The 23,997-nt window shown below is 72.5% G+C and carries 29 protein-coding genes; 15 read left to right on the plus strand and 14 right to left on the minus strand.

What is annotated here, in order from left to right; all coding sequences use genetic code 11:
• From AB0F81_RS30325 to AB0F81_RS30335, 3 genes are all read right to left on the minus strand, one after another.
• On the minus strand, nt 1–1,008 hold a 1,008-nt coding region (locus AB0F81_RS30325; RefSeq protein ID WP_360202721.1), incomplete at its 3' end, for a glycosyltransferase family 4 protein.
• The gene (locus AB0F81_RS30330) at nt 1,005–1,403 is read right to left on the minus strand and encodes a 6-carboxytetrahydropterin synthase (protein ID WP_328469950.1); all 399 of its coding nucleotides are present in this window, start codon (nt 1,401–1,403) and stop codon (nt 1,005–1,007) included. The genes AB0F81_RS30325 and AB0F81_RS30330, both read right to left, overlap by 4 nt.
• 58 nt (nt 1,404–1,461) lie before the next feature.
• Nucleotides 1,462–2,439, minus strand: coding sequence for a zinc-binding alcohol dehydrogenase (locus AB0F81_RS30335; RefSeq protein ID WP_360202723.1), 978 nt, complete (start codon nt 2,437–2,439; stop codon nt 1,462–1,464).
• Between the two features lie 83 nt (nt 2,440–2,522).
• Between AB0F81_RS30335 and AB0F81_RS30340 the strand changes: the two genes are divergently transcribed.
• Nucleotides 2,523–3,368: a CDP-alcohol phosphatidyltransferase family protein gene (locus AB0F81_RS30340; protein WP_360202724.1), complete on the plus strand. Its 846-nt coding sequence runs from the start codon at nt 2,523–2,525 to the stop codon at nt 3,366–3,368.
• Nucleotides 3,369–3,372: 4 nt separating this feature from the next.
• Here the strand turns inward: AB0F81_RS30340 and AB0F81_RS30345 are convergent, their stop codons facing one another.
• Nucleotides 3,373–4,257, minus strand: a complete 885-nt coding sequence (locus tag AB0F81_RS30345) for an ABC transporter substrate-binding protein (protein ID WP_360202725.1) — start codon at nt 4,255–4,257, stop codon at nt 3,373–3,375.
• Nucleotides 4,258–4,369: 112 nt separating this feature from the next.
• Here AB0F81_RS30345 and AB0F81_RS30350 point away from each other — a divergent pair, with 112 nt between their 5' ends.
• Entirely contained in the window at nt 4,370–4,975 is a 606-nt protein-coding gene (locus AB0F81_RS30350; protein WP_360202727.1) for a hypothetical protein, read from the plus strand.
• A 4-nt stretch (nt 4,976–4,979) separates the two neighbouring features.
• Here AB0F81_RS30350 and AB0F81_RS30355 read toward each other — a convergent pair whose 3' ends face one another.
• The 3 genes from AB0F81_RS30355 to AB0F81_RS30365 form a co-directional block, all read right to left on the minus strand.
• Complete coding sequence (locus AB0F81_RS30355) at nt 4,980–5,891, minus strand: endonuclease/exonuclease/phosphatase family protein (RefSeq protein WP_360202728.1); 912 nt, start codon at nt 5,889–5,891, stop codon at nt 4,980–4,982.
• A 12-nt stretch (nt 5,892–5,903) separates the two neighbouring features.
• Entirely contained in the window at nt 5,904–6,728 is an 825-nt protein-coding gene (locus tag AB0F81_RS30360; RefSeq protein WP_360202730.1) for an alpha/beta hydrolase, read from the minus strand.
• Between the two features lie 78 nt (nt 6,729–6,806).
• Nucleotides 6,807–7,172: a hypothetical protein gene (locus AB0F81_RS30365; RefSeq protein WP_360202731.1), complete on the minus strand. Its 366-nt coding sequence runs from the start codon at nt 7,170–7,172 to the stop codon at nt 6,807–6,809.
• A 181-nt stretch (nt 7,173–7,353) separates the two neighbouring features.
• On the opposite strand from AB0F81_RS30365, the gene AB0F81_RS30370 reads away from it, so the two are divergent.
• The 3 genes from AB0F81_RS30370 to htpG all read left to right on the plus strand — a co-directional run bounded on the left by AB0F81_RS30370 (nt 7,354) and on the right by htpG (nt 10,121).
• The gene (locus AB0F81_RS30370) at nt 7,354–7,617 is read left to right on the plus strand and encodes a hypothetical protein (protein WP_360202784.1); all 264 of its coding nucleotides are present in this window, start codon (nt 7,354–7,356) and stop codon (nt 7,615–7,617) included.
• Between the two features lie 41 nt (nt 7,618–7,658).
• A complete protein-coding gene (locus AB0F81_RS30375) occupies nt 7,659–8,210 on the plus strand; it encodes an SMI1/KNR4 family protein (RefSeq protein WP_360202733.1) in 552 nt (183 codons plus the stop codon).
• Nucleotides 8,211–8,276: 66 nt separating this feature from the next.
• On the plus strand, nt 8,277–10,121 hold the full coding sequence (gene htpG, locus AB0F81_RS30380) for a molecular chaperone HtpG (RefSeq protein WP_360202735.1): 1,845 nt from the start codon (nt 8,277–8,279) through the stop codon (nt 10,119–10,121).
• 322 nt (nt 10,122–10,443) lie between these two features.
• Here the strand turns inward: htpG and AB0F81_RS30385 are convergent, their stop codons facing one another.
• Nucleotides 10,444–11,511 carry a PfkB family carbohydrate kinase gene (locus AB0F81_RS30385; RefSeq protein WP_360202737.1) on the minus strand — a complete coding sequence of 356 codons (1,068 nt, stop codon included), beginning with the start codon at nt 11,509–11,511 and terminating at the stop codon, nt 10,444–10,446.
• A 310-nt stretch (nt 11,512–11,821) separates the two neighbouring features.
• Nucleotides 11,822–11,980, minus strand: coding sequence for a hypothetical protein (locus AB0F81_RS30390; RefSeq protein WP_360202739.1), 159 nt, complete (start codon nt 11,978–11,980; stop codon nt 11,822–11,824).
• A 135-nt stretch (nt 11,981–12,115) separates the two neighbouring features.
• Between AB0F81_RS30390 and AB0F81_RS30395 the strand changes: the two genes are divergently transcribed.
• Both AB0F81_RS30395 and AB0F81_RS30400 read left to right on the plus strand, forming a co-directional pair.
• On the plus strand, nt 12,116–13,597 hold the full coding sequence (locus AB0F81_RS30395; RefSeq protein WP_360202741.1) for an MFS transporter: 1,482 nt from the start codon (nt 12,116–12,118) through the stop codon (nt 13,595–13,597).
• The gene (locus tag AB0F81_RS30400; RefSeq protein WP_360202743.1) at nt 13,594–14,199 is read left to right on the plus strand and encodes a TetR family transcriptional regulator; all 606 of its coding nucleotides are present in this window, start codon (nt 13,594–13,596) and stop codon (nt 14,197–14,199) included. The genes AB0F81_RS30395 and AB0F81_RS30400 overlap by 4 nt, the downstream gene beginning before the upstream one ends.
• Here AB0F81_RS30400 and AB0F81_RS30405 read toward each other — a convergent pair.
• A complete protein-coding gene (locus tag AB0F81_RS30405; RefSeq protein WP_360202745.1) occupies nt 14,129–14,740 on the minus strand; it encodes a TetR family transcriptional regulator in 612 nt (203 codons plus the stop codon). The two genes, AB0F81_RS30400 and AB0F81_RS30405, sit on opposite strands and share 71 nt — an antisense overlap.
• Nucleotides 14,741–14,812: 72 nt before the next feature.
• Between AB0F81_RS30405 and AB0F81_RS30410 the strand changes: the two genes are divergently transcribed.
• The 3 genes from AB0F81_RS30410 to AB0F81_RS30420 all read left to right on the plus strand — a co-directional run bounded on the left by AB0F81_RS30410 (nt 14,813) and on the right by AB0F81_RS30420 (nt 18,710).
• Nucleotides 14,813–15,484: an SDR family oxidoreductase gene (locus AB0F81_RS30410; RefSeq protein ID WP_360202746.1), complete on the plus strand. Its 672-nt coding sequence runs from the start codon at nt 14,813–14,815 to the stop codon at nt 15,482–15,484.
• 145 nt (nt 15,485–15,629) lie between these two features.
• A complete protein-coding gene (locus AB0F81_RS30415) occupies nt 15,630–17,192 on the plus strand; it encodes an alpha/beta hydrolase (protein WP_360202748.1) in 1,563 nt (520 codons plus the stop codon).
• A gap of 51 nt (nt 17,193–17,243) precedes the next feature.
• Nucleotides 17,244–18,710: an SLC13 family permease gene (locus AB0F81_RS30420; RefSeq protein WP_360202750.1), complete on the plus strand. Its 1,467-nt coding sequence runs from the start codon at nt 17,244–17,246 to the stop codon at nt 18,708–18,710.
• Nucleotides 18,711–18,847: 137 nt separating this feature from the next.
• On the opposite strand, the gene AB0F81_RS30425 is transcribed toward AB0F81_RS30420, so the two are convergent.
• A complete protein-coding gene (locus tag AB0F81_RS30425; protein ID WP_360202751.1) occupies nt 18,848–19,831 on the minus strand; it encodes a WYL domain-containing protein in 984 nt (327 codons plus the stop codon).
• Nucleotides 19,832–19,939: 108 nt separating this feature from the next.
• Here AB0F81_RS30425 and AB0F81_RS30430 point away from each other — a divergent pair, with 108 nt between their 5' ends.
• Genes AB0F81_RS30430 through AB0F81_RS30440 form a run of 3 tightly spaced genes read left to right on the plus strand, consistent with a single transcriptional unit; the run spans nt 19,940 to nt 21,577 of the window.
• Nucleotides 19,940–20,335 carry a RidA family protein gene (locus AB0F81_RS30430; protein WP_360202786.1) on the plus strand — a complete coding sequence of 132 codons (396 nt, stop codon included), beginning with the start codon at nt 19,940–19,942 and terminating at the stop codon, nt 20,333–20,335.
• Nucleotides 20,336–20,394: 59 nt separating this feature from the next.
• Complete coding sequence (locus AB0F81_RS30435) at nt 20,395–20,877, plus strand: DUF488 domain-containing protein (protein ID WP_360202752.1); 483 nt, start codon at nt 20,395–20,397, stop codon at nt 20,875–20,877.
• Between the two features lie 43 nt (nt 20,878–20,920).
• Nucleotides 20,921–21,577 carry a hypothetical protein gene (locus AB0F81_RS30440; RefSeq protein WP_360202753.1) on the plus strand — a complete coding sequence of 219 codons (657 nt, stop codon included), beginning with the start codon at nt 20,921–20,923 and terminating at the stop codon, nt 21,575–21,577.
• Here AB0F81_RS30440 and AB0F81_RS30445 read toward each other — a convergent pair.
• From AB0F81_RS30445 to AB0F81_RS30455, 3 genes are all read right to left on the minus strand, one after another.
• Nucleotides 21,574–21,891, minus strand: a complete 318-nt coding sequence (locus tag AB0F81_RS30445) for a hypothetical protein (RefSeq protein ID WP_360202754.1) — start codon at nt 21,889–21,891, stop codon at nt 21,574–21,576. The two genes, AB0F81_RS30440 and AB0F81_RS30445, sit on opposite strands and share 4 nt — an antisense overlap.
• The gene (locus AB0F81_RS30450; protein ID WP_360202756.1) at nt 21,888–22,157 is read right to left on the minus strand and encodes a hypothetical protein; all 270 of its coding nucleotides are present in this window, start codon (nt 22,155–22,157) and stop codon (nt 21,888–21,890) included. Before AB0F81_RS30450 ends, AB0F81_RS30445 begins: the two co-directional genes overlap by 4 nt.
• Nucleotides 22,158–22,236: 79 nt before the next feature.
• Nucleotides 22,237–22,605: an FKBP-type peptidyl-prolyl cis-trans isomerase gene (locus AB0F81_RS30455; RefSeq protein ID WP_360202758.1), complete on the minus strand. Its 369-nt coding sequence runs from the start codon at nt 22,603–22,605 to the stop codon at nt 22,237–22,239.
• A 129-nt stretch (nt 22,606–22,734) separates the two neighbouring features.
• Between AB0F81_RS30455 and AB0F81_RS30460 the strand changes: the two genes are divergently transcribed.
• Both AB0F81_RS30460 and AB0F81_RS30465 read left to right on the plus strand, forming a co-directional pair.
• Complete coding sequence (locus tag AB0F81_RS30460) at nt 22,735–23,637, plus strand: lytic polysaccharide monooxygenase (RefSeq protein WP_360202760.1); 903 nt, start codon at nt 22,735–22,737, stop codon at nt 23,635–23,637.
• Between the two features lie 82 nt (nt 23,638–23,719).
• Nucleotides 23,720–23,995 carry a hypothetical protein gene (locus AB0F81_RS30465; RefSeq protein WP_360202762.1) on the plus strand — a complete coding sequence of 92 codons (276 nt, stop codon included), beginning with the start codon at nt 23,720–23,722 and terminating at the stop codon, nt 23,993–23,995.
• Nucleotides 23,996–23,997: the final 2 nt, after the last annotated feature.

Raw genomic sequence — 23,997 nt, forward strand, 5'->3', positions numbered from 1 at the left:
GCCCGCTGCTTGACGCCCTGAAGCAGATCGGCGTCGACCCGCGGGCCGGCCGCCGCCGGGCGCGGCGCCGAGCGCCTCCGGCACGCCGCCGACGTCGCTCGCCACCACCGGCAGGCCACGGGCGAGCGCTTCGGTCACCACCATGCCGTACGTCTCCGCGCGCGACGGCAGCACGAAAAGATCGGCCTGGGCGTACGCGTCGTCGAGGGCCGCCCCGGTGAGCGGCCCGGCGAACCGCACCCGCTCGCCGCCCTCCCCGGCCCACCGTGTGAACTCCGGGTGCGCACCGGCGCCGAAGTCCACCCGCGGGCCGGCGGTTGCTTCGGTGCGCGTGGAGCCGGGGCGCGGATCGGATCCCGCGTTCACCCGCGGGCCGGCGCCTACCAGGGTGCAGGTCCAGTCGAGGTCGGTGAGCCGGCGCAGCGCGGCGAGCAGGACGTCCTGGCCCTTGCGCGGGGTCAGCGACGCCACGGTGAGCAGGCGGGTGCCGCCGGGTGAAGGTTCGGCCGGCGGGGCGGGATCGACCCCGGGCAGCGCCACCTCCACGGCCGGCACTTCGTATATGTCCGAGATGTGCCGGGCGGCCTGGTTGCTCGTCGCGATCACGGTCGCGGCGAGGTGCAGCGTCCGGCGTTCCAGGGCGGTGAGCTCGGCGGCCTCGGCGCTGCTGAGCCCGGTCTCGTCACCGAGCGGCAGGTGCACCAGGACGGCCAGGCGCAGCCGGTGCGCGTGCGGTTCGAGCAGGTCCGGCACCCCGCCGGCGACCAGGCCGTCGAGCAGGACGGTCGCGCTGTCCGGGACACCGCCGAGCACCTCGGCCAGGGCCCGCCGCTCGGACGGTCCGGGACGCGGCCAGCTGCCGGCGACCAGCTCCTCCCGTACCTCGAAGGGTTTGCCGCCGGGCGCAGCCGCGGCGAGGCGCCGCAGCGCCTCGCGGTCGTAGCGGTTGCCGCCGCTCGGCGCTGCCGGGTCGTCGATGCCACCCGGCAGCACCGCGAACAATCTCACAGGGTGCGCTCGTAGGCGGCCCAGGCGATGTGCGACTCGTGCAGCTTGACCTCGATGCCGGTCAGCCCGCTCGCGCCCGGGCCGAACTCGCCGGCCTTGATCCGCACCGCGAGCCGGTCGGCGATCACCTTGGCCAGGAACTCGGTGGAGGTGTTGACCCCCGAGAACTCCGGGTCGTCGTCGAGGTTGCGGTAGCTGAGCCCGGAGCAGATGGTCTTCAGCTGCTCGCTCGCCCGGCCGATGTCGACCACGATGTTGTCGTCGTCCAGGTCGGGGCGGCGGAACGTGGCGTCCACCACGAAGGTGGCGCCGTGCAGCCGCTGCGCCGGGCCGAAGACCTCGCCGGAGAAACTGTGGGCGATCATGATGTGGTCGCGGACGGTGACGCTGAACAAGGGCTCATCTCCTCTGAGTCGATCGTGGGAGTACTACGGGTACCCGATCCCGAAAAGATCAATTCCCGTCCGGGTAGTCGATCACGTGACAGAGCGCGGCCAGGCTGCCGTCGGCGAGCCGGGGCAGCACCCGCGGCATCTCGTCGAAGGGGGAGTGTCCGGTGACCAGGGCGTCGAAGCGTGGGTCCCGCAGCAGGTCCAGGGCGACGGCGAGGCGTTCGGCGTAGGTGCGGCGGCGGTCGGGCCGGATGCCGCCGACCTGGCTGCTGCGGATGGTGAGGCGGCGGGAGTGGAAGAACTCACCGAGCGGGATCGCGATCTGCCGGTCGCCGAACCAGCTCAGCTCCACCACGGTTCCGCCCGGCGCGAGGAGCTCCAGCGCCCGGTTCAGGCCCTGTTCGGTGGCGCTGGCGTGGATGACCAGGTCGCGGTTCTCGTCGGCGCTGCCCGGCTCCGCGAATCCGATTTGTAGCTTCTTGGCGATTTCTTCGCGGCTGGGGTCGGTGTCGACCAGCTGCACGTCGGTGCCGGGGAAACCGGCCAGCACCGCGGCGACCGAGGAGCCGACCATGCCGCCGCCGACCACCGAGATCCGGTCGCCGATCTGCGGGTGTGCGTCCCAGACGGCGTTGACCGCGGTCTCCACGGTTCCGGTGAGGACCGCGCGGGCGGCCGGCACCCCGTCCGGGACCACGGTGACCGATTCCGCCGGGACGACGTAGCGGGTCTGGTGCGGGAACAGGCAGAAGACGGTCCTGCCGACCAGCTCGGGGGCGCCGGCCTCGACCACGCCGACGTTGAGGTAGCCGTACTTCACCGGGGCCGGGAAATCGCCGGCCTGGAACGGCGCCCGCATGGCCGACCACTGGTTCTGCGGCACCCGGCCCTGGAAGACGAGGGTCTCGGTGCCGCGGCTCACCCCGGAGTGGAGTGTGCGGACCAGCACCTCACCCGGTCCGGGATCGGTCACCGGCTCGGTGCGTATCTCACCCGTACCGGGGGAACTCAACCAGAACGCGCGAGCCGTAGTCGACAAGAGTTGGCCTCCCTGTGAACCGAAATCCCCCGGCGAGCGTGTCAATCGGGGACAGCCGCTAAACCCTACGTCCAGGAGGAACGGTGACCATCAGTACCGCCACGACCACGACGAGTCCGGCCCGGGCTCCACTGGCCGGGTTCGCGGCCCAGCTTCTCCTGCTCGCCGCGCTCGCCGCGACCGTGGGGCTCAGCACGCCGGGCTGGGTGGCGGGGGTCGCCTACGGAGCGGTCCTGTGCGGACTGCTCGCCGTCGCGCTGCGCCGCTCCGGGATGCGTGACCTGGGCTGGGCCAACTCGGTCACCCTCGGAAGGGCCATCCTTACCGGCGGGGTCACCGCGCTGCTGCTGTCCGGCGCGCCGAAGCTGCTCGTGGTGACGATCGCCGCGGTCGCGCTGGCGATGGACGGGGTGGACGGCCAGATCGCCCGGCGTACCGGGACCACCACCTCGCTCGGCGCCCGCTTCGACATGGAGGTCGACGCCTACCTGATCCTGGCGCTCAGCGCCGCCGCGGCCGTCGAGTACGGCTGGTGGGCCCTGGCGATCGGCGCCTTCCGCTACGTCTTCGTCGCCGCCGCCTGGGTGGCCCCGTGGCTGAACGCGCCGCTGCCGCCGAAGTTCAGCCGCAAGGTGGTCGCCGCCCAGCAGGGCGTCATGCTCGCCGTCGTGGTCAGCGGCCTGCTCCCGACGTGGCTCGCGGTCGCCGCCCTCGCCGTCGCGCTCGGCTCGCTGGCCTGGTCGTTCGGCCGCGACATCGCCTGGCTGTACTCTGCTCACCGGCGTCGCCTCCGGCTCGCGGGCGTTGCGCCCTGGGACGCCGGTGTCGAGGCCACCGAAATCGCCCACGCCTGCGCCTCGCCGATGTCGGCGTCCTCGACACCGGCGGGCGCAACGCGACTCTGGTTGCGCATCCAAGCGCAGAGCTGAGGGGTCAGGCGACTCTGGTGGTGGTGCCGGGCGGGGCGGGTGGGACGGCGTCCGGGTGCAGGATCGCGGCGATCGCCTCCACGCCGTCGACCAGCCGCGGACCGGGGCGCACCACCAGGCCGTCGCCGTCGATCGCCCACACCGCGGCGCCCGGGAAGTGCGGCGCCACCGTCTCCGCCTGCCGCGCCGCACCCTCCAGGTGGTAGCCGCACGGCGTCACCAGGACCACGTCCGGCTCCGGCGCCGCCAGCTCCGCCCAGGTCAGCGCCACCGAGCGTTGCCCCGGCCGTGCCGCCACCGGCTCGCCGCCGGCCGCGGCGATCAGGTCCGGCACCCAGTGCCCCGCGCCGAACGGCGGATCCACCCACTCCACCACGGCCACCTTCGGCCGCGGGCGGCCGGCCACCGCCGCGGCCACCCGCGCCAGGCGTTCCTCCAGCGCGGCGACCAGGTCACGGCCCCTTTCCGGTACGCCCACCGCGCGCGCCACCTCCGCGAAGGTGCCGAGCACGTCGGCGAGGGTGTGCGGGTCCAGCGACAGCACGTCCGACCGGCAGCCGAGGTGGCTCAGCGCGTCGTCGACGTGCCCGGACGGCAGCGCGCACACCCGGCAGAGGTCCTGGGTGAGGATCAGGTCCGGGTTCAGGCCGGCCAGCGCGTCCGCGTGCAGGGTGTAGAGATCCCCGCCGGAGGCCATCTCGGTGCGCACGTAGTCGTCGATCTCGGCCGGCGTCATGCCCCTGGTGTCGCGCCCGCCGACCACCACGGTCTTCGTCTCGCGGGCCGCGGGCGGCTCGTCACACTCGAACGTCACGCCGACCAGGTCGTCGCCCAGCCCGAGGGCGTAGACGATCTCGGTGGCGGACGGCAGCAGGGAGACCAGTCGCATGGGGGATCAGCCTAAAGGTGTAGTCGCGCCCGGACGGATCGAACCGGGGAGGGATGTGCGCCGCCGCGCTCCCGGGCGAGGCTGACAGCATCGCCGAAGCCCGGGAGGAAGCATGACCACGGCACCGACAGCCCAAGCCGACACGCTCGTCCTCGACTACCTCGCCGCGCTCTGGGCCGTCACCGACGACCTGTCGCCCGAGACCCGCGACGATCTGATGCGGACGGTGACCGGCTACATCGCCCTGCGCCAGGACCTCGCCGAGGACCCGGCCCTGATCCTCGGCCGGCTCGGGCCGCCGGAGCAGCTGGCGGCGGCCGTCCGCCGGGGCGGGATGCCGACGCACCTGCGGCTGCCCGCGCCGGTTCCCGCCGCGCCGGTCGCACGCCCGGTCGCGTCCACCCCCACGCCGGGTGGCGGGGCCGAGCACGCGGCGATCGCGCTGCTGCTCGCCGGCACGTTCGTGCTGCCGGTGATCAGCCCGGCGGCCGGCCTGCTGATCGCCACCGGCTCGAGCCGCTGGACCCCGGCGCAGAAAGGCGCCGCCTGGATCCTCACCGTCGGCGGCGGCACCGGCGCGCTGCTGATGGCGCTCGCCCTGGCCGGGCTCGGCGGGGGCGGGGCGCTCTTCCTGATCGTCGCCTACCTGGGCGCCTGCGCCGGGTCGGTGATCGCGGGACTCGCGCTGCTCACCGCGCTGCGGGCCCCGCGCGAGTGACTCGTCAGAGGTCGAGGGTGGCCGCGATCGGCAGGTGGTCGCTGCCGGTGCGCTCCAGTGACCACAGCTCGGGGACGGTCATCGAGCGCACCATGATCTGGTCGACCCGGGCCACCGGCAGGGTGGCGGGCCAGCTGAACGGGAAGGTGGACCGGCCGGTCGCCAGCAGCCCGGTGACCGGCGCCAGCCCGCGGTCGTCGATCGTGCTGTTCAGGTCGCCGAGCAGCACCACCCTGTCCACCGGTTCGGCACCGACGGCCGCGGCGAGTTTGCGGGCGCTCTCGTCTCGGCGTAGGCAATCGAAACCGCCCAGGCCGAGCCGCACCGACGGCAGGTGCGCGACGTAGACCGCGATGTCGCCGATCGGGGTCTGCGCCACCGCGCGCAGCCCGCGGTTCCAGTCGGCGCCGAAGGCAGCCGGCCGGATGTCGAGCGCACGCGCCTCCCGCAGCGGATGCCGCGACCAGAGCGCGACCGTGCCCTGCACGGTGTGATGCGGATAGTCCGCGCCGAACGCGGCCGCGTAAGCCGGCAGCGCCTCCGGGGTGACCTCCTGCAGCCCGACCAGATCCGGTTTCCCCTCCACGAGGGTGCGGACGGTGCCGGCCGGATCGGGGTTCTCGTCGCTGACGTTGTGCTGCACCGCGGTCAGCGACGACCCCTTGCCGGTGGTGGGGAACACCTGGCCGCCGAACACCACGGCCCAGACGGCGAGCGGCAGCAGCGCGGTCAGCAGGATCGCGACTGAACGGCGCCACAGGGCGAGCGCCAGCAGCACCGGAACGCCCAGGCCCAGCCAGGGGCGGAAGGCCTCGACGAGACTGCCGAGGTGGCCGAGCCGGTTCGGCACGAGACCGTGGAGCAGCATCAGGGCGGTGACGAGGACGGCGAGGGGCACGGCGACGCGGAGCAGCACGCGCCGATGATGTCAGGCCAGGATCTCGGCGATCACCCGGTCCCAGACGGCGCGGGGCGGGAACTCGTGGCCGACGCCGTCCAGCCAGACCAGGCGGGCGCCGGGGATGACGCGGGCCAGCTCCTCCGGATGTTCCGCCGGGAAGCGCTGGTCGAGGGTGCCGTGCAGGACCACGGTCGGTGCGGTGATGTCGCCGAGCCGGTCCCGGATCGGTGGGCCGTAACCGGCTAGCCGGTGGTTGTCGCGGGCCGCGGCCAGCCCGGCGGACCGGTCGAAGACGCGCTCGGCGAGGCGGCGCAGCTGCGGTTCCTCCGGGGTGAACGGGCCGCCGTGGGCGATCACCTCGGCGACCAGGCCGGCCACCGCGGCCTTGCGGTTCGACCAGTCGACCTCGGCGTGGGTGGTGTCGGTCGTGGTGCCGTCGGCGCTGGTCGACAGCAGGGTCAGCCCGAGGACCCGCCGTGGATGGCGGACCGCGATCCGCATGCCGAGGGCGCCGCCGAGCGAGAACCCGACCAGGTGGGCGGCCGGCACGCCCAGGGCGTCGAGCACCCCGAGGGCGTCGTTCATCAGATCGAGGCCGGTGTAACCGGGCACCCCGACCGGGAAACAGGTCGAGCGGCCGGTGTCCCGGTGGTCGTAGCGGATCACGAACCGGCCACCGGCCGCGAGCCGCCGGCAGAACTCGTCGTCCCACCAGTCCATCGAGTTGGCCTCGCCGGCGAGCAGCAACAACGGCGGTTCGGCGGGCTCGCCGAAGGTCTCCACACACACCTGGATGCCGTTGACGGGCATCAGCGTCTCGGTCACCACGCAGCCCATTGTGGTGAGCCTCACTTGCGGGCACGTTACGCGGGCATCACATCGGATGACGCGTCCGCTGAGAGGCGGCCGGGCCGCCTCTCAGCTTGCCCGTCACCGGCGAACTGGGACCGCCGCCGCGGCGCGGGCCTGCGCCCGCACGAGCCGCAACGACACCGCGGTGAGGGCCAGGGCGAAAGCGAACAGGGCCAGATGCAGGTACGGGTCGGCGATCGGCACGAAGCCGATGATCGCCACCGGGATCTGCACCACCCCGATGAGCGCGGCCAGGAGCCACCGGCGCCCGCCACTCCACAGCAGCGCCGTCCAGACCGGCGCCGAGACCACCAGCAGGGTGAGGCCGTCGAGCAGGGCGTGCAGGGCCGGGCTGTGCACCCGGTTGTGCGCGAACGCCTGAGCGGGGGAGGCGATCCAGAGACCGGCGAGAGTGAGGGCGAGAACGACAGCGGCACGACGCATGGGATCCTCCAGCGTTATCAGACCGTTGCTCCGAGTAATCACCGTATGTGGGCGGCGGTGACCGGGTAAAGCCTCACGCCGATTCATTCGTGCTCTTGGCCGTCACTCTTCGGGTTCGTCATCTCGGCCGATCGGCCAGCTGGATACATTCAGTGATCGTGACTAGCCTGCTCGGGTGCGAATGATGGAGCTGGCGATGGCCGCGGCGGTGACGGTGAGTATTTCCGGCGTTTCTTACGCTGCGTTGAACCCGCAGCGGCTCGAGGCGAACGCCGGCGTCGTCGCCGACCAGGCCACCTGCCGCGCCGTGGATACCGCCATCGTCGGGTACGTGGCCCAGCACGGCGAGACTCCGCGTAACGTGCGCCAGCTCCGGGACTACGTGAAGGGCGACCTCTCCCGCTACCGGATCGTCGACGGCATGGCGGCCGGCCCGGGCTGCTGACCGCGGCGAAACTGTCGGACCCGGCTGCTATTCATAGCGGCATGGATATCGAACAGGCCGGCCCCGCCGTTCTCGCCGAGCTGCGCGACGCCCTCGGCGCCGACGACGACGGCAAGTCGGCCCTCGGCTGGCCCGCCGTGCACGCGTTCGAGGCCCGGCACGGGGTGACCCTGCCGGAGCCCTACCGGTCGTTCGTCGCCGAGATCTCCGACGGCTCGTTCGCCGGCCCACCCGACTACGGCCTGGTCGCCCTCGCCGACCTGCCCGCCGACTGGGGTGACGACCGGCCGGAGCGGGTCCTCGCCCGCCCGTTCCCGCTCACCGCCGAGTGGCTGTGGGAGGAGGACGACGAGCCCGACGACGACCTGATCGAGCGGGTCTGCAACGACGGCTCGATCGTGCTCGGCACCGACGGCTGCGGGATGTACTGGCATCTTGTCGTCACCGGCCCGCACCGCGGCCACGTCTGGATGATCTCCGGTGAGGGCGCCGTGCCGTTCGGCGCCGCGTTCGGCCGCGACACCGGCGAGCCCGGTTTCGCCGGCTGGGTGCGCCACTGGTCGGCGGGCAAGGGATGGTTCGACGCCGCCTGAGCCGGACGTCATACGATCGGTGGGTAACACCGGGACATGACGGTCGAGCATGTTTGACGACAAAGGGTGACGATGGAGACGTTGGAGTTCCAGGCCGAGGCGCGCCAGCTGCTGCAGCTGATGGTCCACTCGATCTATTCGAACAAGGACATCTTCCTGCGCGAGCTGATCTCCAATGCGTCTGACGCGCTGGACAAGTTGCGCCTGGCCAAGTTGCAGGACGGCCTGGAGGCGGACACCTCCGACCTGCACATCGAGGTCGAGACGGACACCGAGGCCCGGACCCTGACGGTCCGCGACAACGGCATCGGCATGACCCGCGAGGAGGTGGTCGAGCTGATCGGCACGATCGCCAAGTCCGGCACCGCGGAGCTGCTCACCAAGCTCAAGGAGGCCGCCGAGGCCAAGGGCGACACCGAGCTGATCGGCCAGTTCGGCGTCGGCTTCTACTCGACGTTCATGGTGGCCGACAAGGTCACCCTGGTGACCCGCAAGGCCGGCACCGAGGGGCACGGCACCCGCTGGGAGTCCGCGGGCGAGGGCACCTACACGATCGACGACGCGCCGGACGCGCCGGTCGGCACGAGCGTGACCCTGCACCTGCGGCCCAAGGACGAGGACGACGCGCTCTACGACTACACCGACGACTGGAAGATCCGGGAGATCGTCAAGCGGTACTCGGACTTCATCTCGTTCCCGATCCGCAAGGGCGAGGACACCCTCAACTCGATGAAGGCGCTGTGGGCCCGCCCGCGCAGCGAGGTCACCGACGAGGAGTACCACCAGTTCTACCGGCACATCAGCCACGACTGGACCGACCCGCTCGAGATCATCAACATGAAGGCGGAGGGCACCTTCGAGTATGAAGCCCTCCTGTTCATCCCCTCGCGCGCCCCGCACGACCTGTTCCAGCGGGACGCCCGCCGCGGCCTGCAGCTCTACGTCAAGCGCGTCTTCATCATGGACGACAGCAAGGAGCTGATCCCCGACTACCTGCGCTTCGTCAAGGGCGTGGTGGACGCGGCCGACCTGTCGCTGAACATCTCCCGGGAGATCCTGCAGCAGGACCGGCACATCCAGATGATCCGGCGCCGCCTGGTCAAGAAGGTCCTGTCCACCATCAAGGACCTGATGAGCAGCAACCCGGAGAAATACGCGACGTTCTGGCGCGAGTTCGGCCGGGCCGTCAAGGAGGGCCTGCTCAGCGAGCCGGACAACCACAAGCCGATCCTGGAGATCGCCTCGTTCGCCACCACCCACGGCGCCGAGCCGACGACGCTCGCCGGTTACGTGGAGCGGATGAAGGAGGGCCAGGAGGAGATCTACTTCCTGACCGGCGAGAGCCGCTCCCAGGTGGAGAACTCGCCGCACATGGAGGCGTTCAGCGAGCAGGGCTACGAGGTGCTGATCCTCACCGACCCGGTCGACGAGATCTGGGTCGACGTGGTGCCCGAGTTCGAGGGCAAGAAGCTGCGCTCGATCGCCCGGGGCTCGGTCGACCTGAAGAAGGACGAGGAGGAGAAGCAGCCCGAGGGCGACTTCGGCCCGCTGCTCGGATTCCTCAAGGAGAAGCTGGACGAGCGGGTCAAGGAGGTGCGCCTGTCGCACCGGCTGACCACCTCGGCGGCCTGCCTGGTCAGCGACGCCGACGACATCACCCCGGCGCTGGAGAAGATGTACCGGGCGATGGGCCAGGAGGGCCCGCGGGTCAAGCGGATCCTCGAGCTCAACCCGAACCACCCGCTCGTCTCGGGCCTGCGCGCGGCGCACGAGCGCGGCGCCGACGACCCGGCGCTGCCGGACACGGCGGAGCTTCTCTACGGCACGGCCCTGCTGGCCGAGGGCGGCGACCTGGATGACCCGGCGCGCTTCGCGAAGCTGCTGGCGGATCGCCTGGCGCGCACGGTCTGATCGGGTTCTCCCGGCTGTGGGCGGTCCGCCGGCTCGGCGGGCCGCCCCTCCCGTTGCGCCGGCTCGGCGGGCCGCCCTCTCGCTGCGCCGGCTTGGTGGGGCGCCCCTCCCGTTGCGCCGGCTCGGCGGGGCGCCCTCTCGTTGCGCCGGCTTGGTGGGGCGCCCTCTCGTTGCGCCGGCTTGGTGGGGCGCCCTCTCGTTGCGCCGGCTTGGCGGGGCGCCCTTCTCGTTCCGCGCCTTCCACGACTCGCTCGCCACCGGCGTAGCGATCGCCGCGCAGGCCGGCGCCGGCCTTGCGGGCTGTGCTTCTGGTGGCGGCGAGTCAGCGGAGGTGGGCGAGCCAGGCGCGCGGGCCGGCATGTGTCACGCGGGTCGCGGCCACCGATATCGCGTAGGCGATCGCGGTCGGCAGGTCGTCGCCGCGGGCGAGGGCGACAGCTAGCGCGCCGTGGAAGGCGTCCCCGGCGCCCGCCGTGTCCACAGCCTTGACCCGCGGCACGTCGATCGCGCCCGAAGCGCTCACGCCCGACCCGCCGGCGTCCGCTGTGCTCGCGCCCGACCTACCAGCGTCCGCTGTGCTCGCGCCCGGCCTGTCGGTTTCTGCTGTGCTCGCGCCCGGCCTGTCGGTTTCTGCTGTGCTCGCGCCTGACTTGCCAGCTTCTGCTGTGCTTGCGCCGGACCTGGCGGCGTCAGCTGTGCTGACACCCGCGCTGCTCGCGCCGGCTTCGCCGAGGGTGTGCGGGGCGCTCGCTGTGCTGAACCACTGGACCGGGTTCGCGCCGTGGGTGACGACGACGTGCGGGGCGGCGACGGCTTCGGCGGTCGCGCGGTCGGAGGGCCCGGTCGCGGCCGGATGGCGGAAATCCGCTGAGCAGGCCACCACCTCGGCGTGCGGGAAGATCTCGGCGAAGACCGGGCGCCAGCTGCCCGCGTCGACCAGCAGGCGCCGCGCGGAGCGCGCCGCGGCTGTCGCCAGCGCTGGATGATGTCCGTCGACCAGCGTCAGGTCCGCTTCGGGCAGACCCCCTTGGGGCACGCCGACCGCACGGTTCCCGGCGTTACGGCTGACGATGGTGCGCTCGCCCGTGCCGGCCAGCACCGTCACCGCGGAGACCGGTGGCGGCTCGAGGTCGTCCGGCGCCACGTCGATCAGGGTGACGCCGTGCGCGGCGAGGTCGGCACGGATCAGGTCGCCGAGCGGGTGCGCGCCGACCGCCGTGACCAGGGTGACGTCGGCACCGAGCGCGGCGGCGGTGACGGCCGCGTTGGCGGCCGGGCCGCCCGCGGCGACCTCCACCGATGCCGACTGCACCTTCTCGTCGGGGCCGGGAAACCGCTCCACCTGCTGCACCAGATCGACGGTTGCCAGGCCGGCGCAGAGAATCCGCACGCCGCCGAGCCGGCCGCTCGGAGCGGGCCCGGCCGCTGCCGGGCGTCCTGCAGCGCCGCTTGGAGCAGGCCCGGTTGTTGCCGGGCGTCCTGCAGCGCCGCCGAGCCGGCCGCATGGAGCGGGCCCAACTGCTGCCGGGCGTCCTGCGGCGCCGTGGAGCCGGCCGCTTGGAGCGGGCCCGGTTGTTGCCGGGCGTCCTGCCGCGCCGCTCGGAGCAGGCCCGGCTGCTGCCGAGTGTTCCGTGGGGCCGCCGGCGGGGATCGGCGCGGGTGTCGTCCGATGCTCCGCGTCGCCGGCGGGTGGGGGCACGTCAGCCGTTGGAGAGGTCGACGAAGAACGTGCCGATGTTGGTGAAGATGTCGGCTACGCCCTGGCCGAGGCTGCGGGCCACGTCGGCGGCCGGGCCGGGGTTCGTGCCAATCCAGAAGACCAGCAGGAACACCACGATCCAACCGATGACCTTCTTCATCGAGCTCCTCCGCACCCCGCCGACGCCATCCAAGATCGTGACACAGGGCGGCAAGCGCGCGCAGGCGGCGCGCCCATCCGGAACTGTCTCGCATTGAACTGCGAGCAAGTAGCTTTTGACAGCTACCCTCAAAATATGGCTACTTCCACATCGCGCTGGTATGCGCTTGCCGCTCTCTCGCTCTGCACACTCGCCATCGGTCTGGACAGCACGGTCCTCAGCGTCGCGCTGCCCACGCTGGCCCGGGACCTGGAGGCGTCCACCGGCGACCTCCAGTGGTTCACCTCGTCATATCTGCTGGTTCTGGCCGCCGGGCTGCTGCCGGCGGGCATGCTCGGCGACCGGTACGGCCGCAAGAGGTTCCTCCTCGGCGCCCTGGTGCTCTTCGGGGCCGCCTCGGCCGCCTGCGCCTACGCGGAGACGTCCGGTCAGTTGATCGCCGCCCGCGCGGTCCTCGGGCTCGGCTCCGCGGTGATCATGGCGTTGCTCGGCGCGGTGCTGACCGTCCTCTTCGACGAGCGGGAACGCCCGCGCGCGCTGTCCATCTGGGTCACCGCCAACGCGCTCGGCGTGCCGCTCGGGCCGCTGCTCGGCGGCTGGATGCTCGACACCTTCCACTGGGGATCCGTCTTCCTGATCAACCTGCCGCTGGTCGCGCTCGGCCTGATCGCCGTCGGCATGCTGGTCCCCGAGTCGTTCGGCGACCGGCGCCGCCGCTTCGACCTGCCCGGAGTCCTGCTGTCGACCACGGGGCTGATCGCTTTCACGTACGGAATCATCGAAGCCGGGGAACGTGGCTGGAGTGACCCGCGCGCCCTGATCTGCATCGCTGTCGGCGTGTTCGCGCTCGGCGCGCTGGTGCTGTGGCAGCGGCGTGCCGCCGCGCCGCTGATCGACCTCGACCTGTTCCGGAACCGGGCGTTCACCGGCGGGACGCTGTTCGCCACCATCGCCGGGTTCGCGTTCTTCGGGCTGCTCTTCGCGTTGCCGCAGCTCTTCCAGGCGGTCGACGGGGCGGACGCGCTCGGCACCGGGCTGCGCCTGCTCCCGGTGATCGGCGGCCTGCTGGCCGGCGCCCGCGTCGCCGAGAAGCTGGCCGGCCGGTTCGGCGCCCGGCCGGTCGTCGCCACCGGCCTGGCCGTGATGGCCGCCGCGCTGTTCGCGGGCGCCGCCACCGGCCCGGACAGCGGGTACGGCTACGTCGCCGCCTGGATCACCGCGGCCGGCGTGGGCCTCGGGTTCACCATGCCGCCGTCGATGAACGCGGCGCTCGGCGCGCTCACCCCGGAACGCAGCGGCGTCGGCTCCGGGCTGATCCAGGCCCTGCGCCAGGTCGGCAGCGCGATCGGGGTGGCCGTGCTCGGCACCGTGCTGAACTCGGCCTACCGCGGCGCGCTGCCCGCCTCGGCGCCGGACGCGGTCCGGGAGAGTGTCGTTGCGGCGCCGGCGTTCGGGGATCCGGCGCTGCTCGACGCGGCCCGGGAGGCGTTCACCCACGGCATGGGCGTCTCCCTGGTGGCCGCCGGGGTGGTCACCGCGGTGGGGGCGGTGCTCGCGCTCGTGGTGCTGCCGCGCTCCCGGCAGGACACCGCTGTGCTGGCAGAATCGGGGGTATGACAGCGCCCCCGACCAGCCTGCGCGAGCGCAAAAAGGCGAAGACCCGCGCCGCGATCCGCGAGCACGCGATGCGGTTGTTCGAGGAGCAGGGGTACGCGGCGACCACCGTGGACCAGATCGCGGACGCGGCGGAGGTCTCGCCGAGCACCTTCTTCCGGTATTTCCCGACCAAGGAGGACGTGGTCCTCGTCGACGACGTCGACGCCGTCCTGTTGTCGGCGGTCCGCGACCAGCCCGCTGAGGTGCCGCCGGTCGAGGCGATCCTGCGCGGGATGCGCCGGGTGTTCGACGACATGAGCCCGCAGACGTGGGAGTTCGAACGGCGGCGGCAGCGGCTGGTGCTCGGGGTGCCGGAGCTGCGGGCCCGGATGCTGCATCAGATGACCAGCGCCATCGACATGGTGGCCGAGGTGATCGCCGAACGGGCCGGCCTGCCGGCGGACGATTTCTCGGCCCGGGTGACGGCGGGGGCGGCGGTGGGGGCGATGCTCGCGGTGCTGCCGTCGGACGGGATCGATCAGGCGGAGGGTGTCACGCCGGGCGATTACCAGCGGTTGGAGAAGGCGCTGATGCTGCTGCAGAGTGGGCTTCCGCTGGGCTGATCAGGGCCTCGCGGGCGGCGGCCAGGATGCGGTCGGAGAGTTCCGTGCCGGCGGTTGCCCGCGACAGCAGCAGCGCGCCAACCATGGTGCTGACGGCGGCGAGGTCAGCCTCGCCGGCCACGCCCGCGAGGTGCGCGAAGGCCTCGACCCCGTCCGCGTAGGCCTGGCGCGTCGCGTTCCCGCCGGCTGCGCGAGCGACGTCTCCGCCGAAACCCGCGGACGGGCAGCCGGTGCCGGGGTGGTCGCGGTGAGTGGGGGACAGGTAGGCCTCCAGCAGGGCAGTCCGCGCGTCGTCGCTGCGTGCCGAGCCCCGCCCCGCGATGCTGCTCGCCTGCTCCGCGAAAGCCTGCGTGACCGCCTCCGCCACCAGCGCGTCCTTCGACGCGAAGTGCTTGTAGAACCCGCCGTGCGTCATCCCCGCCTCGGCCATCACATCAGCGACGCTCACCCCTGCGACTCCGCGCTCCCGGAACAGCCGGGCTGCCGTAGCGACGATCCGTTCCCGGTTCTGTGCGGCCTGCGCCTGCGATACCCGTCCCATGACCGCAACTATAGATGAGGTGTGTCATCTATTACCTGGTGCGTATTAGATGATGCACGTAATCTAAGCGGCATGGAACTCACCGACGCCGTAGCCGTCATCACCGGAGCCAACCGTGGATTCGGGCGCCACCTCGCCGCCCAGCTGATCGAGCGCGGGGCGAAGGTCTATGCCGCCGCCCGCGACACCGAGAGCATCGACCTGCCCGGCGCCGTGCCGCTGCGGCTCGACGTGACCGACCCCGAGTCGATCTCCCGGGCCGCGGCCACCGCCTCCGACGCCACCCTGCTGATCAACAACGCCGGCGTCGCGGCCGGCGAGTCGCTGCTGGACGGTGACCTGGACGGCATCCGCCGCGACATGGAGGTCAACTACTTCGGCACGCTCGCCGTGACCCGCGCGTTCGCCCCGGTGCTCACGGCCAACGGCGGGGGAGCCGTGCTCAACGTGCTCTCCGTGCTGTCCTGGCTGCACCCGGGTGCCGCCGGTTCATATTCGGCGTCGAAGGCCGCGGCCTGGGCCCTGACGAACGCCAGCCGTGACCTGCTGGCGCCGGCCGGCATCACGGTGACCGGTCTGCACGTCGGCTACATGGACACCGACATGGCCGCGAACGTCCCCGCCGACCGCAAGACCGACCCGGCGGTGGTCGCGAAACTCGCCCTGGAGGCGGTCGCGCGCGGCGACGCCGAGGTCCTCGGCGACGAACTCACCCACGGTGTGAAGGCCGGCCTGTCCCGCTGACAGGGCCGCGGACGAACGACCGCACGATCCGCGGGCGGCCGGGGCTGACGGCGGTTGCATCGGCAGGTTTGAATGGGGCGGGCGGTCGCCGGTGACCAAGCCGGCGGCACGCCACGACCCTGCCGCCGACCCATGAGGTTCGCCCATGAGACGCAAAGTCGTACCTCTGCTCGCGCTCCTCCTGCTCGTCCCGGCCGCTCCGGCGGCCGCCGCCAACAAGCCCAGCCAGCAGGCGGGAAAGCCCAGCCCGCAGGCGGGGAGCATCGCCTGGGCCCCGTGCGATCCCGCCGAGGAGGCCCCCGAACGGGTCCTCTGCGGCACCCTCGAGGTGCCGATCGACTGGTCCCGGCCGCACGGCCCGAAACTCACCCTGGCCCTCGCGAAGCTGCCCGCCGCCGACCCGGCGCAGCGCATCGGCTCGCTGCTGATCAACCCGGGTGGTCCGGGCGGTTCCGGCGTGAGTTTCGCCTTCGCCGCCGGTGACGCGTTCTCCCCGGCGATCGTCAACCGGTTCGACATCATCGGTTTCGACCCGCGCGGGCAGGCCCGCAGCCAGGCCATTCAGTGCGACAGCGACGACATCGCCGCGCAGCAGGAGTTCGCCTATCCGAAGAGCGCCGCGGAGTACGCGAAGTTGCGCGCCGCCAACCGGGAGCTCTTCGCCGGTTGCCGGGAGCTGAGCGGCCCGCTGTTCAAGTTCGTGGACACCGCCAGCGTGGCCCGCGACATGGACGCGATCCGGGCCGGCCTCGGCGAGTCGAAGATCAGCTACTACGGCGTCTCCTACGGGACGATGATCGGCCAGCAGTACGCCGAGCTGTTCCCGACCCGGATCCGGGCCATGACGCTGGACTCGAACATGGACCACTCGCAGAACATTCTCGGCTACCAGGCGTACGAGTCGCTCGCCATGGAGGGCTCGTTCACCGAGTTCGCGAAGTGGTGCGAGCGCACCGAGGCGTGCGTGCTCAACGACGAGGACGTGCTCGCCTACTTCGACGGGCTCTACGCCGAGGCCGAGGCCGGCGAACTGGTCTTCGAGGGTGAGCAGGTCGCGCCGGAGACCCTGATCTCCGCGATCTTCGGCTACCTCTACGACCCGGTCAGCTGGTTCGACCTGGCGAACCTGCTCGCCGCCCTCGGCGGGGACGCCCCGGCGGGCGCGGACACCGCACGGCTGCGCCGCGGCGAGCCGGTCGAGAACGGCTACCTGCCGGTGATGTGCTCCGACTACCGGTTCGAGCTGGGCTCGTACAGGGCGCTGGCCGCCCTGGAACGGGTGCAGAACCGGCTGGCCCCGCACACCAGGTTCAACCCGCTCGCCTGGACCGACCTGACGAGCTGCCAGAACTGGCCGTACCCGGTGAGCAACCCGCCGCACCGGCTGAAGGCGTCCGGCAAGCTGCCGCCGATCCTGCTGGCGAACAGCCGCTGGGACGTCGCCACGCCGTACGAGTGGGGCCGCAGCCTGGCCAAGCAGCTGCCCAGCAGCACGTTCCTGACCTATGACGGCGTCGGTCACGGCACGTACTGGCTGAGCCCGTGCGCGCAGGCGGCGATCGACACCTACCTGGTCGAGCGCCGCACCCCGGCGAAGGGCACGCACTGCCCGGCGGTCTTCCCGGACACGCCGCCGCAGGTCGCCGCCCTGAGCACCTCCGGCCTGGTGAACCCGCTGCCGCAGTTGGTGGGCACGAACACACGGTGACGTGAGTGCCTCGGCGGATTCAGGTGCGTCGGCGAGGGGTATCGCCGCCCCATGTCGATCATCGCCGCCGAGGCCATCACCGATGCCGGCACCGGCCAGCTCGTTCTCGCTGCGGTGCTCGGCATCGCTGTCGTCGTCCTGCTCATCGCGTGGGCCAAGTGGCATCCGTTCCTGGCCCTGATCGGCGGCTCCGCCGTTCTCGGCCTGGCCGCCGGCGCCGCGCCGGGCAGCACGATCGACTCGTTCACCACCGGGCTGGGCACCACGGTCGGCAGCGTCGGTCTGCTGATCGCGCTGGGTTCGATGATCGGCGCGATGCTCGCCGAGTCGGGCGGCGCCGACAGCGTGGTCAGCCGGGTGGTCAACGGCGTCTCGGGCGCGGCCCTGCCGTGGGCCATGGCCGGGGTCGCCGCCCTGGTCGGCCTGCCACTGTTCTTCGAGGTCGGCGTGGTGCTGCTGGTGCCGATCGTGTTGCTGGTCGCCCGCCGTACCGATGTGGGTCTGCTCCGTCTGGGCATCCCGGCCCTGGCCGGGCTCTCGGTGTTGCACGGCCTGGTGCCGCCGCACCCCGGCCCGCTGGTCGCGATCTCCAGCCTGAACGCCGACCTCGGTCTGACCCTGCTGTTCGGCCTGATCTGCGCGATCCCCACGGTGATCATCGCGGGGCCGGTCTTCGCCAACCTCGTCGCCCGCTACGTGCACGTCCCGGTGCCCGCGCTGCTCGAACCCGCCGGTGACCGGTCCGGCTCCGGCCCGGCCGGCGGCCGGGACTTCGTGGACCGCGACGACCTGCTCAACCCGGGCGCCGGCGACCCGGCCGAACTCGTCGACCGGCAGGTCTCCGGCCGCCGCAGCCCCGGTTTCTGGCCGGCTGTGCTCACCGTGCTGCTCCCGGTCGCGCTGATGCTGGCCCGCGGCGTCGGCGAACTCGTCCTCCCCGAGGGCAACACCGTCCGCAACGCCCTGGAGATCGCCGGCGAGCCGGTGGTCGCGCTGCTCGCCGGGGTCGTCCTCGCGATGTGGACGCTCGGTCACCGGGCCGGTTTCGACCGCAAGGAGACCTCCGCGGTGCTCGGCGGCTCGCTGCCGCCGATCGCCGGCATCCTGCTGATCGTCGCCGCCGGCGGCGGCTTCAAGCAGGTGCTGGTCGACGCCGGGGTGGGCACCGTGATCGCCGACGCGGCGCGGGACGCCAACATCAACGCGCTGCTGCTGGGCTGGCTGGTCGCGGTCGGCATCCGCGTCGCCACCGGCTCCGCCACGGTCGCCACGATCACCGCGGCCGGCATCGTCGCCCCGCTCGCCGGCAGCCTGGACAGCACCGGCGTCGCCCTGCTCGCCCTCGCGATCGGCGCCGGCTCGCTCTTCTTCTCGCACGTCAACGACGCCGGCTTCTGGATGGTCAAGGAGTACTTCGGGATGACCGTCGGCCAGACCATCAAGACCTGGTCGGTCATGGAGACGATCATCTCGGTGGTCGGTTTCGCCTGCGTGATGCTGCTGGATCTGATCTTTTAGAAAACCCTTTCCGGTACGGGCTACGCCGCCCCAGGCGCAGCTACGACGCCCGTGGCATCCGCGCGGCCGGCTGCCGGGTTGCGGCCGCCCGGCGGGCGCCGGGCTGGAGCGGATGGTTGCGCGACCGGGTGCCGGGCTCAGGCGGGTGGCGGGGCGAGCGGCTGGTAGCGGTCGGCCAGCGCGGCCGCCCGCTCGCGCAGCGCGGCGCGCAGCGACGGCGGGGACAGCGCCTCCGCGCTCGCCGCGAGCTGCCACAGCGCCCACTCGGCGTGCCACGAGTCCTGGAAGGTCACCTCCAGCCGCGGCCAGCCGTCCGCGCCGGGTTCCTCGGCGCGGACCGCCACCGCCATGGCCAGCAGGTCCTCGCGCCGCGCCGGGTTCACCCGCACCAGCACGCTGAGGTGGCCGTCGGAGAGGAACTGCGCGCGGCGCTCCTGCCAGATCCGGTCCAGATCGACCCGGTCGGGCCGCTGTGCCGGCTCGGGCAGCGCTTCGGCGGCCAGCACCCGCGACAGCCGGTAGGTGCGGTCGTCACCGTCCCGCCGGGCCAGCAGATATCCGCGGTCGCGCACGGTGACCAGCCCGATCGGGTCCACTGTGCGCCACCGTGCCGCCTGGCCGGCGGCCGCGTAGTGCAGGCGCAGCTTGCGCCCGGCGAGCACCGCGTGCCGGACCTCGGCCATCGTCGCGTCCGGCACCGTCTCGGTGGCCGTGCGGCGGGAGAGCAGGTCGGTCTCCGGCTCGACCAGGATCCGCCGGGCCGCGTCGCTCGCGGTGGCCCGGTGGCTCTCCGGCAGCGCGTCGACCACCTTGCGCATGGCCGAGGCGAGCGCCGACCCGAGGCCGAAGACCTGCTCGCCGCGCCCCGACCCGGCGGTGAGCACGGCCAGCGCCTCGTCGTGGTTGAGCCCGGTCAGCTCGGTCCGGAAGCCGGGCAGCAGCGCGAAGCCGCCGTGCCGCCCGCGCTCGGCGTGCACCGGGACGCCGGCGGCGGACAGCGCCTCGATGTCGCGCAGCACGGTGCGGGTGGATACCTCCAGCTCGCGGGCGAGGGTCTCCGCGGTCAGCCGGCCCCGCTGGCGCAGCAGCAGGACCAGGGAGACCAGCCGGTCGGCGCGCATGCGCGAACATTATCGGAATACACGACAGAGGATGTCGTGATTTGTTGCGAGGCTTCGTCGAGAACGGCGGCCAACCGGCCGGACGAGTCGAATGGAGCGGATGTGGCAGTGCAGCGAACGGCGGTCAACCCGGTCACGTGGTCGGTGGAGATGGGGTTCAACCAGGGCGAACTGGTCTCGGGCCAGACCCGGACCCTGTACTGCTCCGGGCAGACCGCGATGAGCGAGGACGGCAAGCCCCAGCACGACGGCGACATGGCGGGGCAGCTGGCGCTGAGCCTGGACAACCTGGAGGCCGTGCTCGCCGGGGCCGGCATGTCGCTGGCGAACCTGGTGCGGCTCAACGTCTACACCACCGACGTCGACCAGCTGTTCCCGCACTACGGCGTGCTGGCGTCGCGGCTGGGCGCGGCCGGGGTGGCGCCGGCCACCACGATGCTCGGCGTGACCCGGCTGGCGATTCCCGGCCAGATGGTCGAGCTTGAGGGAACCGCGGTCGCGTGACCGACGCTGCCCGGGCCCGTCGCGCGGGCCCGGGCAGCCGGCAGGGGAGGTGAGCTCCGGTGCGCTCAGTGGTGACGATCGGCGTCTACGGCTTCGACGGCGAGTCCTTCCTGCGGCGGCTGCGGCTCGCGGACGTCCGCCTGCTGCTGGACGTGCGCCAGCGCCGCGGAGTCCGCGGCCCCGAGTACGCCTGGGCGAACTCGCTGCGGCTGCAGGCGGCCCTGGCCGGCGCCGGGATCGCCTACGAGCACCACCGCGAGCTCGCCCCGACCACCGAGCTGCGCCACCTGCAGTACGCCGAGGACCACCGCCAGGGTGTCGGCAAACGCTCACGCCGCGAGCTGGCCGCCGAGTACACCCGCCGCTACACCACCGAGATCCTCGACCGCGCCGACCTCGCCCCGCTCGTCGCCACGCTGCCGGGTCGCGGATCAGCGGCGCTGCTGTGTGTCGAACGCGACGCGCAAGCCTGCCACCGGTCACTGATCGCCAGGCGGCTGGCCGAGAATCACGACATCACCGTCGAGCACCTGCGCCCGTGATTGCCGGCCCGGCGTACGGGTATGGCTGAGCGCTGTGAGAGTGATGACCGTGATCATGTCCGGTGCGGCGCTGGCGCTCGGCGTCCGGCTCGCACGTTCCCGCCACCGCCGGTCGCTGCACCCGGACGGCCGCTCGTTCACCGGTGAGCTGGAGATCTGGGGTGTGTCCGGCACCGGTTCGGAGCTGCTCGGCCGCCCCGCCGTGCACCCGGTGACGGTGCGGATCTCCAAGGGCGCCGGCACCCGCCGCAGCCGGCCGGACGTCCTGGGCCTGGCGGTCCGGGTCGGCGAGACCGACCTGCTGCTCTCCACCACCGGCAAGAGCCGCCTGACCCGGCACGTCCCGATGCCACGGCGCGCCTTCGACTCCCGGTACGGCACGATCACCGGTTACCGCACCGGCGCGGGCCACAAGGTCTATCTGGCGGCGGGCGCCGACCCGGACGCCGTGCCGCTGGGGGACTCGCTGGAGTCCGTCGCCGCCGCGGCCGCCACCGGCCGCGCCGCTCTGCTGCTCTTCGCCGGCCCGCACGCGTTCGGGCGGGTGCGCTTCGGCGCCGCGCTGCCCGCGGCCACGGACGCGGCGCTGGCTTTCGACCCGGTGCGCAACTCGACCGCCGACCTGCACCCCACCGGCGCCGTGCACGGGGTGCGCGCCTACGCCTACCGTGCCAGCCACCGCTGGCGGGGAGTGCGCTAGGCCGCGTGGCCGCTCTGGGCGGCGTGCGCGATGGCCCGCCGCAGCACCGCCACCGAGACGGTGAGGTCGCCGGCCATCTCGGTCAGCCCCAGCTCGATCCACTCCCGGACCAGCTGCGAATAGGGCACGCCGGCCTGGTCGGCGGCGTCGCGGACCCGCTGGGCGAGCGCCGGCGGCACCCGGACCCCGAGCGGCACCATCGGCTCGGTCTCCGGCACCGGGGGCAGCGCCACCGGCCGGGACTCGTGGTAGGTGACCTGACCGTCGGCGAACGCCGCGGCCGCGGCACTGAGCTGGTCGTCGCTGTATCTCATGACGCCTCCCACTTCTCGAACCGGGTCAGCTCTTCGGCTGTCATCTCGCGGGCCCCGATGATCTGCTGCTGGTGCCCGCCGAGCAGGCGGACCGCGACCACCAGTGGCCGCCCCGCCCGGGTGCGCCCGCTGATCGTCAGGAAGTGCACCCCGGCGCTCTCCGCCGCGATCGGCAGCCGCCGCGGCGCGGAGAGCACCTCCGTCGCCTCGTGGGGTGCGACGTCACGGAGCGCGGCCAGCGCCGCCGTCAACCACTCGTACCCCACACCGCCAGCGTAAGACGATTGTCATACAACGTCGAGCGGCCCGTCCGGTGATCCGGACGGGCCGCTCGGACATCGCTGGTCAGTGCACCTCGAGCAGGTCCACCACGAAGATCAGGGTCTCGTTGGGCTTGATCGCGCCGGCCGCGCCGCGGGCGCCGTAGCCCAGGTGCGGCGGGATGACCAGCCGGCGGCGGCCGCCGACCTTCATGCCGGCCACGCCCTGGTCCCAGCCGGCGATGACCTGCTGGCCACCGACCCGGAAGCCGAAGGCCTCGCCCCGGTTGTAGGAGGCGTCGAACTCCTTGCCCGTGGACTGGGCGACACCCACGTAGTGGACGCTGACGAAATCGCCGGGCTTGGCCTCCTGGCCCTCGCCCACCACGATGTCCTCGATCGCCAGTTCGGTGGCGGGGGCGTCGGGGATGGGGCCGACGTCGGGCTTGCTCATGAATCCTCCAAGTTGTTACCGGACTCGGCCATGCAATCACAGCGGCGCGTGCGCTGAACGAGCGGTGCCGGAAGTACGTACTCCCGGGTGGCCGGGAAACTCCCGGTCACCGTGTACCCGGGAGATCCCGTGCTCGTCCGACGTCTCGCCATCGCCGGTCTGCTCGCCGCCGCGTCGGTGCCCGCCGTACCTCTGCCCGCGCTGGCGCACGGCGCGCCGATGACGCCGATCAGCCGGAGCGCGGCGTGCGCCGGCAACGGCGTGCAGCGCGCGGCCGCGGCCTGCAAGGCCGCGCTGAAGGCCACCGGCGGCTTCCTCGGCGCGTACGACAACGTGCGGCTGGCCGGGGTGAACGGCGACGACCGGCAGCGGGTGCCGGACGGGAAGCTGTGCAGCGCGGGCATCGACACCTACCGGGGCCTGGACCTGGCCCGCGACGACTTCCCGGCGACCGAGGTGCGCTCCGGACAGCGGCTCAGCGTCTCCTACCGGGGGACGATCCCGCACCAGGGCTCGTTCCGGATCTATCTCACCCGTCCGGGGTACTCGCCGGAGAAGAAGCTGGCCTGGGACGACCTGGGCGCCCAGCCGCTCGCCGAGGTGAAGGACCCGCCGCTGCGCGACAGCGCCTACCGGATGCGGGTGAAGCTGCCGGAGCGGACCGGGCGGCACGTGCTCTATGTGGTCTGGGAGACGTCCAGCACGCCGGACACCTACTACTCCTGCTCTGACCTGGTGTTCCCGGCCGCGGCGAAGACCCCGGCGGCGCGGCCGGCGAAGACGAGGAAGGCCACGCCCACGGCAGCGGCGCCGGCATCCGAGGCGCCGGCCACGCCGGGCACCGCCGCGCCGGCTACGCCGGAACCGAGCAGCGCCGCGCCGGTCCTGGCGGCCGCTGAGAAGGCGGCGGGCGCGGCCGAGGACAGCACGATCACTTTCGGGCACTTCCTGATCGTGGGAGCGCTCGCAACAGCCGCCCTGGTGGCGGCCGGTACGGGCGTCGCACGGCTGCGCCGCCGCGAAAAGAGTTGAACCGCTCGGCTGTGGATCTCGTACTGACGGGCGTCGACGATGCATTGCCTGTCCGGCCCCCAACGACGACGAAAGGCCAAGCATGAGTCGTGTTCGTTACCGTGCCCAGGGACGCCAGTGGCTGTCCCGCCGCCGGGTTCTCGCCCTCGCCGCGACCGGCGCCGGCGTCTCCGCGGCCTCGGTCGCCGGCCTGAGCCTGGCCGGTGAGAACGAGTCCGCCGCCGGCGACGGTTCCCCCCTGGTGGTCTCGGTCCTGGACGCCAAGAAGGGCACGATCGACGTCTTCTCCGGTGAGAAGCGCAAGACCATCACCGACAAGAAGCTCGCCGCGAGCCTGATCAAGGCCGCCGGCCGCTGACC

Origin of the sequence: Actinoplanes sp. NPDC024001 (assembly GCF_040638955.1) — a bacterium.
In the GTDB taxonomy this organism is placed as follows: Bacteria; Actinomycetota; Actinomycetes; order Mycobacteriales; family Micromonosporaceae; genus Actinoplanes.